This is a genomic window from Streptomyces laurentii (assembly GCF_040635425.1).
GTDB classification, from domain to species: domain Bacteria; phylum Actinomycetota; class Actinomycetes; order Streptomycetales; family Streptomycetaceae; genus Streptomyces; species Streptomyces laurentii.
Map to the genome: position 1 here is coordinate 61233 of NZ_JBEYHT010000040.1, position 12919 is coordinate 74151.

Below are 12919 nucleotides of genomic sequence, written 5' to 3' on the forward strand. Positions count from 1 at the left end.
TTATCCGAGCCGACCCTACGGCGTCCCGCGCTCCGCCGGCCGGCCGTGTACGGCCCTGTGGCGGGTGTGCCGGGTGTGGCGGGCGCGGGGCAGGGTTCCGGGCCACCAGTTGGCGGTGCCGAGGGCGGTCATCAGAGCCGGCAGGACGAAGATGCGGATGATCACGGCGTCCAGCAGGATCGCCGCCGCGAGGCCCACGCCCAGCTGTTTGAACTCGACCATGCTCAGGGTGCCGAAGATCGCGAACACGCCGACCATGACGACCGCCGCGCTCGTCACCACGCCCGCCGAGCGGGTGATGCCCTCGCGGACCGCGTCCTTGACGTCCGCCCCGTTCAGCGCGGCTTCGCGGATACGGCTGACGACGAAGACGTGGTAATCCATCGAGAGGCCGAACAGCACCACGAAGAGGAACAGCGGCAGCCAGGAGACCACGGCCCCCGAGCTGTGGAAGTCCAGCAGGTCCTCGGCCCAGGTGTGCTGGAACACCGCCGCCAGGACGCCGAAGGACGCGGCCGCCGACAGCAGGTTCAGCGCGATCGCGGACAGGGCCACGGCGAGGGAGCGGAAGATCAGGGCCATCGTGACCAGGGTCAGCAGGAGGACGAAGCCCACGACGTACGGCATGCGCCGCTCAAGGTGTCCGGTGAAGTCGACGCCCTGGGCCACTTTGCCGCCGACCGCGCTCTCGACGCCCGGCACCGCCCGCAGGGCCGCCGGGGTCCAGGCGCGCAGCAGTTCCAGGGATCGTCCGGCCTCTTCGCTCCGGGGCGGGTACGGGGTGCCGACGCTCACGGTGTGGACGCGATGGTCGGCCGATTCACGGATCGCGGGGCGCTGGTCGTGGGCGAAGAGGTCGTTCCGCTCGGTCCGGGCGAGCAGGGTGTTCAGCGCCGCCTTCACGCGCGCGGACTCGGCGGCCGGGGCGCGCACCGCGACCTGGTGGCTGGTGCCCTTGCTCGGGAAGGCGGCGGTGAGCCGGTCCATGGCCCGCACCACCGCGATGTCGCGGGACAGGTCGTCCGAGCCGGGCTGCTTGAGCTTCATGTCCAGGGCGGGCACGGCCAGCAGGAGCAGGGCGCCCACCGAGACGACGAGGGTCAGGGCGGGCCTGGCCAGGGCGGGCTTCAGGAGCGCCGGCCACAGCCGGGACTCGCCGGAGCGCGGGGTGAGGCGCCACAGGAACGGCACGCGGGGGCGGTCCACCCAGGGGCCGAGCGCGGCCAGCAGGGCCGGCAGGACGGTCAGCGAGGCGAGGACCGCGACGGCCACGACGATGATCGAACCGGTGGCCAGTGAGGCGAAGGTGGCTTCCTGGGCCAGGTAGAGGCCCGCCATCGCCACGATGACGGTGGTGCCGGAGACGACGACGGTGTGGCCGGAGGTCTCGGCGGCGATGTCGAGGGCGTCGAGGTGGCGGGCGCCCTTGCGGCGCTCCTCGCGTTCCCGTTTGAGGTAGAAGAGCGAGTAGTCCACCCCGACGGCCATGCCCATCAGCAGGATGACGTTGCCGACCGCGCTGGTCTCGGGCAGGACGTGGGAGGCGAGCGCCGACAGGCCGATGGCGGCGCCGACGGAGGACAGGGCGAGGAGCACGGGCACGCCGGCCGCGATGATCGCGCCGAAGACCACGAGCAGGATGAGCAGGGTGAGCGGGAGGCTGATCAGCTCGGCCTTCTCGAAGTCCTCGCCGAGGGTCTCGGTCAGGCCCTTCGCGGTGGAGCCCGTGCCCACCTGTTCGATCCGCAGGCCCTCGTGGGACCGTTCGACCGCGGCGCTCGCGTCGAGGAGCGGCTGGACCCGGCGGTCCGCGTTCTCGGTGTCGCCCCGCATGGTCACGGGCAGCAGCAGCGCCGTGCCGTCGGGGGCGGGGACGGGTGCGCCGACCCGCTCCACCTCGGCGAGGGCGCGCATCCGGTTCCCGAGTTCCCGGGCCGCGGCCTCGGCCAGGGCCGGATCGGGCTTCCCGCCGGACACGGCGGTGATGAGGACGTTCTCCTCGGGCTTCTCGGTGAAGTGTCCGGAGGCGGTGATCCGGCCCGCGCGGCCGGATTCACCGACGCCCGATTCCTCGTCGCTGATCTTCTGGGTGCCGGCGGCCCCGCCGAGGAACAGACACAGGGCGACGAAGGCCGCCCACAGGCCGATGGCGGACCACGGGTGGGTGGCGCTCCATCGCGCGATCCGTACCGTTGCCGGTTTCTTGCGCACGTTCTGTTCCCTTCCCTCGCTCCGGCGGACCGCCGGGGCGGCCGCCGTTCGGCTACGGAAAGACGCTAGGAAGCGGCGGGGGACGGGAACACGGGGGAAACCTCCCGGCGAGCGCCGCCTTTCCGCAGGTCGCACCCTGCGGTTTTCCGTAACGGCCCCGGTCTTCTCTCCGTCAGGCCGACGCGGGCCGAGGAAGTGGTCGAACGCCGGTGGGCAGTGACGGAGAGCCGGACGGACTCGGGGAGTGTCGAGGCGCACGGCGGTCGTCGCCAGGGTCGTGCAGGGCATCGCGAAGCGCCCGCCCAGGGGGTCGATGGCGTCCCCGGCCCGCCCACCCTGTCGGTCGTCGACACGTTCGTGATGGCTTCCATCGCCACCGCCGTCCAACGACGGCCGGTCTGAAGCCCCTTGGCTCCGTCACCCGATCGTCCGTCACGCCGGCACGTCCGCCCGTGCTCGTGAACCGCGCGGTCACGACTCCAGGTAGCGGAGCACCGCGAGGATGCGGCGGCTGTATCCCTCGGTGTGCGACAACTCCAGTTTGTCGAAGACCGCGTTGAGGTTCTTCTCCACCGAACTCAGGGAGATGTGCAGCTTCTTCGCGATCGCCGCGTTCGTCAGGCCCTGGGCCAGCGCCTCCAGTACGGTGCGCTCGCGCGGGGTGAGCCGGGCGAGCGGGTCGCCGTGGGTGGTGCGGATCACGAGGTGGCGTACCACCTCCGGGTCGATCGCGGCGCCGCCGGCGTGGACGCGTTCCAGCGCGTCGAGGAACTCCTCGACCTGCGCCACGCGGTCCTTGAGGAGATAGCCCACCCGCTCGGCGTTCGTCGCCAACAGCTGGGCGGCGTAGTTGCGTTCGACGTGCTGGGAGAGCACGAGCACGCCCGTGTCCGGCCAGCGCTCGCGGATCTCCACCGCGGCCCGCAGCCCTTCGTCGGTGTGCGTCGGGGGCATCCGGATGTCGGCCACGACCACGTCCGGCCGCTGTTCCTCGGTCTCCTTCAGCAGGGTGACGGCGTCGGGCAGCGCGGCGAGCACCTCGTGGCCCTCCTCGACGAGCAGCCGGACCAGGCCCTCCCGCAGCAGGGTCGAGTCTTCGGCGAGGATCACGCGCATGGCAGCTCCGCGGTGAGGAGGGTGGGTCCCCCGAGGGGGCTGTCGACGCGCAGCAGGCCGTCGAGGGCGGTCACCCGGCTGCGCAGTCCGGTCAGTCCGGTGCCCGAGGGGTCGGCGCCGCCGCGGCCGTCGTCCTCGATCCGTACGGTCAGGACGGGTCCGAGCCGGGTCACGCGGACGCGGACGGCGGTGGCCCCGGAGTGCTTGGCCGCGTTGGTGACCGCCTCGGAGACGACGAAGTAGGCGGCGGTCTCGACGGGTTGGGGCAGTGGGCCGGGTACGGAGAAGTCGATGCGCAGCGGGAGGGCGCAGCGTTCGGCGACGCCGCCCAGAGCCTCTTCGAGGCCGAGGCTGTCGAGGGCCGACGGGTACACCCGCCAGGCCACCTCGCGCAGTTCGGTCAGGACGCCCTGGGCTTCCTCGTGCGCCTGCGCGGTCAGGGTGTCGGCCAGCGCCGGGTCGCGGTCGCGGCTGCGGCGGGCCCGGCCGAGCAGCATGGCGAGGGCGACGAGTCGCTGCTGGACGCCGTCGTGCAAGTCCCGTTCGATGCGGCGGCGTTCGGTGTCGACGGCCTGGACGACGGCGGCGCGGCTGGTGGCCAGTTCGTCGATGCGGCGCCGGAGCAGCTCGCGTTCGGAGGGACCGAAGCACTCGCGGGCGATCCGCGCGTCGAGGGCCGTCAGCGAGAACAGGCCCTGCACGTCCAGGAAGAGCAGCACCCCGCCGAGCAGTACCTGGGTGAGGAGTTCGGTCCAGTCGAGGCTCCCGCGGACCGCGCCCCGCCCCAGGAGTACGGCGAGGACGGCGCCGAAGCCCAGCAGGGCGAGCACCACGGCGCTCAGCAGGCCCGCGTAGCAGCGGACCGCGAGGAAACGCAGGATCTTCGGGTCGGACGCCTTGTAGTGCTCCGGGAAGAGATCGCCGAAGAACACGGAGCGGCGGGCGCGTTCCAGGTCCGCGAGACGGCGGGCGCCGCCTCGGAGGACGCCCAGCGCGTCGGGGCGGGTGCGGGGCCACAGGAGGAAGGCGCCGAGGGCGGTGCCGACGACGAGGAAGTACGCGAGGCCGATCAGGGCCGTACCGCAGCCGAGCAGGACCCCGGTGCCTCGGCGCGGCCAGGAGGGGGGCCGGGAGATGCCTTCGCCCCGCGCGGCCTCGCGATCGGCCGCCCCGGGACGGGGTATCGGGCCGGCCGTCGTCCCCGGTGAGTCCTCGTGCACGGGCTCCGACCCTAGTGCCGCCGTACGGCCCGGGCAAGATCGTCCGGGCCGTACGGGCAGCGGCCTCCGACCCACGAGGGCGCGGGTCACGGGGTGCGCCGGTGCCGGGCCGCGCCGCGGGCGCGCAGCCGTACCGCCACATAGGCCACGACCGCCACGGCCACCAGGACCAGGACGATCTTCGACAGGACGCCGACGTAGGTCTCCACCACGTCCCACTGGTCGCCCAGCCAGTAGCCGGCCAGGACCAGGACGCTGTTCCAGATCAGGCTGCCCAGCGCCGTCAGCATCAGGAACAGCGGCAGCCGCATGCGCTCCACCCCCGCCGGGACCGAGACGAGGCTGCGGAAGATGGGCACCATCCGGCCCAGGAACACGGCCTTCGTGCCGTGCCTGGCGAACCATTCCTCGGTGCGCACCAGGTCGGAGGCCTTCACCAGCGGCAGCCTGCCCCAGACCGCGTGCATCCGGTCCCGTCCGAAGAGCCGGCCGATCCAGTAGAGGGCGAGGGCTCCGGCGACCGAGCCGAGCGTGGTCCAGAACAGGGCCGAGACGAGACTGAGCACGCCCTGCCCGGCGGCGAAGCCGGTCAGCGGCAGGATCACCTCGCTGGGCAGCGGCGGGAAGAGGTTCTCCAGGGCGATGGCCAGACCGGCCCCGGGTCCGCCCATCGTGTCGACGAGGCCGGCGGCCCAGCCGGCGAACCCTGCGGCGGGCTCCTGGGCGAGCGCCAGGGTCGTGAGGTGCAGCATGGTCGGGTCTCCAGACAGCCGGGATACGGCCCGGACGGGCGGGCCGGGGTCGCCCGGGGCGACCGCCCCGGTGCCCCTCACGCTAGGAATCGCCGGACGGCGCCGGTAGGGGGATTGCCGTCGCCCCGGGTGGCGTTCCCCGCAGGCCGCACCCTGCGGTTTTCCGCAGGGTGCGGCGCGGCCCGCCCGGTGACGTCCGGGCCGGGGCCTCGGATGCCAGGGTTGTCCGTTACAGTGCGTTCGGCTCCGAAAGGCCGGGGCCTCGAAGACACCGCGCCGCACCGCGTGGCGACGGGCACTGGCGCCCTCCCGCCCTGCTCCCCCGTCGTCCCTGGCAGGCGCGCTGAGCGTGGCGGGCGGCAGGACGCCGCAGCCGTGGAACAAGGGGTGGGGATGGCACGTCATCGGCTTTCCAAGAAGAGTCGCTACATAGCCGCCGGGACGGGCGCGGCGGTCGCGGTCGCGGGTGCGGTCGTCGTGGCGCAGACCTCGTCGGCGGCCACGGTCTGGCCGGCGCAGAAGACGTTCACGGGCCGGGCGTTCGACACCTGCACGGCGCCGTCTCTCGCGGCGATGAACGCGTGGAAGACGACGGGGTTCTACGGTGGCGCCGCCGTGTACATCGGCGGCAGGAACCGCGGCTGCGCCCAGCCCAACCTCACCGCGTCCTGGGTGAAGTCGGTGAATGCCGGGGGCTGGAAGCTGATCCCGCTGTACGTCGGCGCCCAGCCGCCGTGCCAGACCAGCGCCAACCCGGAGAAGTTCACGGCGGCCAACGCGGCCTCGCTCGGCGCGAGCAACGCGCTGGACGCGGTGGCGAAGGCGTCGGCGCTCGGCATGAAGCCCGGCAGCCCGGTCTACCTCGACATGGAGCCGTACGACATCACCAACAAGGCGTGCAACGACGCCGTGCTGACCTATGTGCGGTCGTTCACGAAGACGCTGCGGGCCAAGACCTACCGGGGCGGTTTCTACGGCTTCAGCAGCTCCAGCGCCAAGGCCATCGCCACCGCGACCGACCGGACGGACCTGCCGGGCAACCTCTGGTACGCGCTGTGGGACAAGCAGAACACCACCACCGCCGACTGGCCGTGGAAGGCGACGCTGTACACCGATCACAGCCGCGGTCACCAGTATCTGGTCAACAGCAAGGAGACTCGGGCCGGTTACACCCTGACCGTCGACCAGAACGCGTGGGACGGTCCGGTCGCGATCATCGGCTGAGCCGGTCGCGGGCGGTACGGCCCGGGGGTGGCGTGGCCGCGGTCCCGGTCGCCGGCCGCGCCGCCCCGTACGCCCGAAGCTCCACGCCCTCGCACGCCCTCGCACGCCCCTACAGGCGGAACCATCGCTCCTCCCCCGGGGCGATGGCGAACCGCCGTTCCCCGGGCAGGACGACGGTCAGCGGGTCCAGCGGCGACGGCGGCACCCGGACCGCGAGGCGGCCGGGGAGGACGCGCAGCCGGATCCCGTGGTGGCCCTGGAAGCCGACGGTGAAGGTGAAGCGGGGGATCTCGGCCAGCGGCACCGGGGCGATCCGCAGGCCGTCCGGGCCGGCCTCCAGGCCGGTGATGCCGCGTTCGACGAGGTCCACCGTGCCCGCCATCGCACCCAGGTGGATGCCCTCGCCGGTCGTACCGCCCTGGATGTCGGCCACGTCGCCGATAAGTGCCTCCTCGCAGTAGCGCCAGGCGTCGGCGCCCTGCTGCCGGGCCAGGATCCAGCCGTGCACCAGGCTGCTGAGCGTCGAGCCGTGGCTGGTGCGGCGCAGGTAGTACGCGAGGGTGGCGCGCCAGGTCTCGTCGTCCAGCCGGTAGCCGAGCCGGTCGAACAGGCCGGCCAGGTCCCTGGGGCGGAAGAGGTAGCCGAGCATGAGGGTGTCGGCCTGTTTCGACGCCTGGTAGCGGTTGACCGTGTCGCCCTCGGCCTCCAGGATCCGGTCGAGCCGGCGGATGTCCCCGTACCGTTCCGCGTAGCCGGGCCAGTCGAGTTCGGCGAGCTCGCCGTATCCCTCGAACTGGCTCACCACGCCCTGGTGGAAGGGCACGTACAAGCGGCGCGAGACGTCTTCCCAGCGCTCGATCTCGGTGGTGTCGAGCGCCATGAGGTCGCGTAGCTCGGCCCGCCGGGTGCCGGGGAGTTCGCGGAGGAGGTCGAGGCCGCGGGCCAGCACCCAGGCGGCGGTGGCGTTGGTGTACGCGTTGTCGTCGACGCCCGGGGACGTGGCTTCGGGGTAGGCGTCGTGGTACTCGTCGGGGCCCATGACGCCCCGGATCCGGTAGCGCCGCAGGGCCGGGTCGTAGTGGGCGGACCCGGCCCAGAAGCGGGCGATCTCAAGGAGCGTCTCGGCCCCGGGTCCGCGCAGGAAGCCCTGGTCGCCGGTGGTCTGCGCGTATCGCCACACGTTGTACGCGACGGCCGAGCCGACATGCCGCTGGAGCCGCGAGTGGTCGGGCAGCCAGCGCCCGGAGCGCGGGTTGAGATGCAGCTGCTGGGTCTCCTCTCGGCCCGAACTCGCACTCTGCCAGGGGTACATGGCGCCGGTTCCACCGATCTCGCGGGCCGCCTCGCGGGCGGCCGGGAGGCGGCGGTGGCGGTACAGGAGCAGCGCGCGGGCCACCTTGGGAAAGTGCAGATCGAGGTACGGCAGGACGAAGAGTTCGTCCCAGAAGACATGGCCCCGGTACGCCTCGCCGTGCAGACCGCGCGCGGGCACACCGACGTCCAGCTGGGCCGTGTGCGGGGAGAGCGTCTGGAGCAGGTGGAACAGGTGCAGGCGCAGGATGCGGCCGGCCTCGCCGGGGACGTGCAGATCGCCCTGCTCCCACAGGCGCCGCCAGGCCGCGCGGTGGGTGGCGAGGAGCCGGGGGAAGGCGGGGGCGCGGGCGGCCGCGTCGAGGGCGGCGCCGAGCGCCGCGTCGGGAGGGGCGACGGGCGGCCGGTCGGCCGTGTCGTGCAGGGCGAGGGTCTTGACGACGCTCACGGAGCGGCCGGGGCCGACCGGCAGCCGGTACGTCTGGACGGTGCCGGTGTCCGTGGCCGTCTCCTCGGCGGGGCGCACCGGGCGGGTGACCGTGCGGACGGCGGGCGCGAGGTGGACGCCGGGGTCCGTCGTACGGCAGGTCAGCCAGGCGACGCCACCGGGGGCGAACCCGGTGCGGTGATCGGTGAGATGACACCCTTCGAGGTTCAGGTAGCGGTCGATGCCCGCGTTGACGACCCCGCCGTCGAGGACGGAACGGACCTCGACGGCGCCGCTCCAGCCGTAGGCGTGGAAGACGGTGCGCTGTGCCGCGAGCCCGGCGTCTCCCATGTGCACGATCCTGGTGTGGACGACGCGCAGGCCGCGGCCGTGACCGTCCTGGAAGTACAGGTGCCGGGTGAGCACCCCGCCGCGCAGGTCCAGCCGTACCTCGTAGTGGCGCAGTTCGTCGGAGTCGGGGGTCAGCCACTCGCCGGGCGGCCCGTCGTCGGGCAGCCGGCGGTAGCGCAGCGCCGTCCAGTTCGGCAGGTTGACCATGTCCTCGTTCTCGATCCGCCGGCCGGCGATGTGCGAGGCGCGGCGGTCGTAGCAGCCGGCGAGGTAGGTGCCCGGGTAGTGGACGGTGCCGGCGGGGCATTCGGGGGCGGAGCCGCGGGTGGCGAACCGGCCGTTGCCGAGGGTGCAGAGCGCTTCGACGAGACGCTCGCGTCCCGGCTCGTAGGCGGTGTACGTCCAGGTCCAGCCGGCGGCCGTGCCGGTCTTGCGGGCCGTACGGCGGGTCCGCACCGCCCAGGGGGTCGGCCCCGGCCGGCTCGTCCGGCTCACCCGGTGGGTGTGGTTGGTCCGGCGCGCCGTACGCGTGTGGGTCACCTGATCTCCCCCCAGACGCTCCTGACCAGCGTCATGAGGTCCGGGACGACCCGGTCGGCGCCCTCGGCGCGCAGGACGGCGGCACCGCGCCCGTCGGGCGTGCGGTCGACACCGACGACGAGCCGGAAGCCGCCCCGGTGGCCGGCGCGGACTCCGGCGAGGGCGTCCTCGACGACGGCGGCGTCACCGGGCCCGGTCCCGAGCAGCCCGGCGGCGTGCAGGAAGAGGGCGGGGTCCGGTTTCCCGGGGAGGCCGAGCCGGGCGGTGTCGACGCCGTCCACGACGGTGGCGAGGAGCGGGGTGAGCCCGGTGGCCCGGAGCAGTTCCCGCGCGTGCCGGGACGCGGACACGGCGGCGCAGGGGATCCGCAGGGCGTGCAGGTGGGTGAGCGCCTCCGCCGCGTCGGGGAAGGCGGCGAGCGGCGCGGCGGCGAGGGCGTCCTGGAAGGCGGCCTCTTTGCGGGCGGCGACGGCCCAGACGGTGTCGTGGCCGGGCGGGTCGTCGGGGTGCCCCGGGGGGAGGCGGATGCCGCGGGCGGTCAGGAAGGCCTCGGCGCCGTCGAACCGGGACTTGCCGTCGACGTGGCGGCGGTAGTCGGCGTCCTCGTCGAAGGGGGCCAGGTCCGGTGGAGCGGGCGGGGACGCGGGCGGGGGCGGGGGCGGGAACGCAGGCGGGGGCGCGGTGGACGTGCCGGGCTCGCCTGTCCCGCGCGCGCCAGGCGCCCCGTCCGTACCCCGTGTCCCGTCCGCGTCGGGCGGCCCGGGTGTCCCGCGTGCCTCCCGTACCTCGGCGAGGAAGGCGTCGAACGCCGTCTTCCACGCGGCCGCGTGCACGACGGCCGAGTCGAGCAGCACGCCGTCGGTGTCGAAGACGACGGCGTGCGGCACGTGGGGCGCGTGGGGCGCGTGCGGTGGCGGTGGTCCCGCGGGCGGCCCGCTCATCCGGCGGCCGGCCCGCCGGACACCTCGACCGCCGTGTGCTGCGGGCCGCCGAGCGCGACCTTGAGGGCACCGGTCTCGGCCGCCCGGCCGAAGACGTCGTACGCCTCCTCCATCTGCCCGAGTTCGAAGCGGTGGGTGATCAGCCGGCCGGCCGGCAGCCGGCCGGCCGCGAGCATCCGCAGCAGCATGGGCGTGGAGAAGGTGTCGACAAGGCCGGTGGTGATCGTGATGTCCTTGATCCACAGGTCTTCGAGGTGGAGGGTCACGGGTTTGCCGTGCACCCCGATGTTGGCGACCCGGCCGGCCGGCCGGACCATTCGCGTGCACATCTCGAAGGTCGCGGGGATGCCCACGGCCTCCATGACGACATCGGCGCCGAGGCCGTCCGTGAGGTCGGCGACGAGCTGTTCGGGGCCCTCGTCGTCGGTCACGGTCGCGTCGGCGCCGAGTTCGCGGGCGGCGGCGAGCCGGGACGGGGCGAGGTCGACGGCGATGATCCGCCCGGGGCTGTAGAGGCGGGCCGTGGCGATCGCGGCGAGACCGACGGGGCCCGCGCCGACGATGACGACCGTGTCGGCCGGCCGGACCGCGCCGGCCAGGACGCCGACCTCGTAGGAGGTGGGGAAGATGTCCGCGAGCAGGACGGCGTCGTAGCTGTCGACCGCGCTCGGGAGCGGGTGCAGGGACAGGTCGGCGAACGGCACCCGGACGTACTCCGCCTGGGTTCCGTCGATGGTGTGGCCGAGGATCCAGCCGCCCCCGCCCAGGCACTGGCCGTAGCGGTTCTCGCGGCAGAAACGGCAGCGGCCGCAGGGCGAGACGCAGGAGACGAGGACACGGTCCCCGGGGCGCACGGAGCGCACGTCGCGGCCGGTCTCGACCACCGTGCCGACCGCCTCGTGGCCGAGCACCGTGCCGGGGAGTGTCTCCGGCACGTCGCCCTTCAGGATGTGCAGGTCGGTGCCGCAGATGGTGACCACGTCGACCCGTACGACCGCGTCGCCGGGATCCTTGATCTCCGGGTCGGGTACGTCCTGCCAGGACATCCGGCCCGGCCCCTGGAAGACGGCTGCCTTCATGGCGCCCACCACGTCCCTTCCCTGCGTCCGTTCAGGTATTCGCATGCCTGTGTCGGCCTCGGTGGCGATCCCTTCCAGGGTTTTCGCGAATCGGGGCGACCGCAACCGGGACGGTGGGAGGGAGAGCGCGCGGGCCGTCCCTCGTCGCGGACGGGCGTCGGCTTGGCAGCGGGGGCGGGCCGCGTGTCCGGCCGGGCGTCGGGCCCGGCGTCGGGCCGGGCCGTCCGGGACCACTGGTGTCGCCCCCGGCAGTGCCGGTCAGGAGTGCGTGATCAGGTCCGCGTGGAGGGCGCGGCCGGCGGCGGCAGAGTGTCTTGGTCAGGCCCGGGTGCGCGGGGTGCCGTCCCAGCGCCACGCGGTCTGCCGGGGGCGCTCTCCGAGCGCGGCCCGGCCGGTGGCCCAGAGCAGGGTGGGCCAGGGGTCCGTGGTCTCCGGCGCGTCCGGGAACAGCCGGGCGAGCACGCGGGCGCACAGGTCGGCGGGCGGGCTCCAGACGAGCCCGAGTCCCCGCGTCAGGTCGTACGTGTGCACCAGGGTCTCCACGATCCCCATGGCGGCGAAGCCCTCGGGGTCCGAGGCGCCGAAGACGTGGTGCGCGCGTGTGCTCGACGGCGTCGTGCGCACCATGGCGACCAGCAGCGCGCCGCTCGCGTCCAGCACCTGCAGCAGACCGTCGGGCCCGGCCGCGCGGTCCGCGTGGATGGCGTTCGCCGGGCCGCCGGTCCGGCGGCTCTGCCAGAGGAACGGCACGTCGCCGTCCATGGGGGGCACGGCGGGGCCGAGTTGCACGGCGTAGGCGAACAGGTCGTCACTGAGGTGCTCGACGGTCTCCCAGCGGTCCCATTCCAGCGAGCCGGCCTTCTCCTCCCAGGCGGCCGGGGGCGCTTCGCGGAGCGCCGCCAGGGCCAGTCGCACGGCGAGTGCGAGGTCGTCGGCGGTGACGGGGGACGTGCCGGACGGGGCGCGGCCGGTCATGGCTGAGGAGGACATGGCAGGACCCTACCCGTCCGTACCGCCGCCCGAGAGAGGGCGACGGCGGTACGGGGACGCCGGGCTGGCCGGTGTCCGGCGGGGATCACGCCGTGGTGTGGGGCCCGTTGCCGCGGACGGCGGTGCCGAGGATGTGGGTCGCGGCGGGGAGGGGTACGCGGGAGGCGGGGAAGTCGAAGTGGTCGACGGTGGTGAGGGTGAAGCCGGCGGCGGCGATGGCCGTCTCGGTGTCGCGGCCGGTGTGGCAACCGCCCACCAGCGGCGGCCAGATGGTGGCGTCGAGGATCCGCTGCACACGGCGCATGGCGGGCGTCCGTGCCTGGACGTGTTCGAGGAAGCGGAGCTGTCCGCCGGGGCGCAGGACGCGGTGGAGTTCGGCGAGGGCGGCGCGCGGGTCGGCCACCGAACAGAGCGTCAGACAGGCCACGGCCGCGTCGAAGGAGGCGTCCGGGAAGGGCAGCCGCTCGGCCCGGGCGGCCTGCGTCTCCACCGGCACGGACGTCGCGCGGGCCTGTTCCACGGCCCGGGCGCGCAGGGTGGGTTCCGGTTCGACGGCGACGATCCGGGTGACCTCGGGCGGGTAGTGGGGGAAGTTGAGCCCGTTGCCCGCGCCGATCTCGACGACCTCGCCGCGGAGCCCGGCCAGCAGCCGGGTGCGGTGCAGGCCGTACGGCGGCACACCGGCGGCCTCGGCGCCGCCGCGGTGTTCGACGGCATCGGCGGTCCCACGTTCGACGAGAGCCTGGCCTCTCTCCGC

At 73.8% G+C, this 12919-nt stretch carries 10 protein-coding genes; 1 reads left to right on the forward strand and 9 read right to left on the reverse strand.

What is annotated here, in order from left to right:
• Positions 1-15: 15 nt before the first annotated feature.
• From ABZ693_RS23370 to ABZ693_RS23385, 4 genes are all read right to left on the reverse strand, one after another.
• On the reverse strand, positions 16-2211 hold the full coding sequence (locus tag ABZ693_RS23370; protein ID WP_359880476.1) for an MMPL family transporter: 2196 nt from the start codon (positions 2209-2211) through the stop codon (positions 16-18).
• 471 nt (positions 2212-2682) lie between these two features.
• Complete coding sequence (locus ABZ693_RS23375; RefSeq protein WP_359880478.1) at positions 2683-3327, reverse strand: response regulator transcription factor; 645 nt, start codon at positions 3325-3327, stop codon at positions 2683-2685.
• Entirely contained in the window at positions 3318-4463 is a 1146-nt protein-coding gene (locus ABZ693_RS23380) for a sensor histidine kinase (RefSeq protein WP_359880500.1), read from the reverse strand. Before ABZ693_RS23380 ends, ABZ693_RS23375 begins: the two co-directional genes overlap by 10 nt.
• Before the next feature lie 170 nt (positions 4464-4633).
• A complete protein-coding gene (locus ABZ693_RS23385; protein ID WP_359880481.1) occupies positions 4634-5299 on the reverse strand; it encodes a DedA family protein in 666 nt (221 codons plus the stop codon).
• A 393-nt stretch (positions 5300-5692) separates the two neighbouring features.
• Here ABZ693_RS23385 and ABZ693_RS23390 point away from each other — a divergent pair, with 393 nt between their 5' ends.
• Positions 5693-6523: a glycoside hydrolase domain-containing protein gene (locus ABZ693_RS23390; RefSeq protein WP_359880484.1), complete on the forward strand. Its 831-nt coding sequence runs from the start codon at positions 5693-5695 to the stop codon at positions 6521-6523.
• Positions 6524-6632: 109 nt separating this feature from the next.
• Here ABZ693_RS23390 and ABZ693_RS23395 read toward each other — a convergent pair whose 3' ends face one another.
• The 5 genes from ABZ693_RS23395 to ABZ693_RS23415 all read right to left on the reverse strand — a co-directional run.
• On the reverse strand, positions 6633-9068 hold the full coding sequence (locus tag ABZ693_RS23395; RefSeq protein ID WP_359880502.1) for a glycoside hydrolase family 65 protein: 2436 nt from the start codon (positions 9066-9068) through the stop codon (positions 6633-6635).
• A gap of 80 nt (positions 9069-9148) precedes the next feature.
• Positions 9149-10093 carry an HAD family hydrolase gene (locus ABZ693_RS23400; protein ID WP_435842515.1) on the reverse strand — a complete coding sequence of 315 codons (945 nt, stop codon included), beginning with the start codon at positions 10091-10093 and terminating at the stop codon, positions 9149-9151.
• Entirely contained in the window at positions 10090-11172 is a 1083-nt protein-coding gene (locus ABZ693_RS23405; RefSeq protein WP_359880489.1) for a zinc-dependent alcohol dehydrogenase family protein, read from the reverse strand. Before ABZ693_RS23405 ends, ABZ693_RS23400 begins: the two co-directional genes overlap by 4 nt.
• 318 nt (positions 11173-11490) lie before the next feature.
• Entirely contained in the window at positions 11491-12162 is a 672-nt protein-coding gene (locus ABZ693_RS23410; protein ID WP_359880491.1) for a hypothetical protein, read from the reverse strand.
• Between the two features lie 85 nt (positions 12163-12247).
• Positions 12248-12919, reverse strand: a 672-nt coding sequence (locus tag ABZ693_RS23415; RefSeq protein WP_435842516.1) for a class I SAM-dependent methyltransferase, incomplete at its 5' end; no start/stop codon positions are given.

Bases quoted from the DNA above. Each gene is read 5' to 3' on its own strand.
- ABZ693_RS23375 (WP_359880478.1), bottom strand. From the start codon at position 3,327: ATGCGCGTGATCCTCGCCGAAGACTCGACCCTGCTGCGGGAGGGCCTG.
- ABZ693_RS23385 (WP_359880481.1), bottom strand. From the start codon at position 5,299: ATGCTGCACCTCACGACCCTGGCGCTCGCCCAGGAGCCCGCCGCAGGG.
- ABZ693_RS23390 (WP_359880484.1), top strand. From the start codon at position 5,693: ATGGCACGTCATCGGCTTTCCAAGAAGAGTCGCTACATAGCCGCCGGG.
- ABZ693_RS23400 (WP_435842515.1), bottom strand. From the start codon at position 10,093: ATGAGCGGGCCGCCCGCGGGACCACCGCCACCGCACGCGCCCCACGCG.
- ABZ693_RS23405 (WP_359880489.1), bottom strand. From the start codon at position 11,172: ATGAAGGCAGCCGTCTTCCAGGGGCCGGGCCGGATGTCCTGGCAGGAC.
- ABZ693_RS23410 (WP_359880491.1), bottom strand. From the start codon at position 12,162: ATGTCCTCCTCAGCCATGACCGGCCGCGCCCCGTCCGGCACGTCCCCC.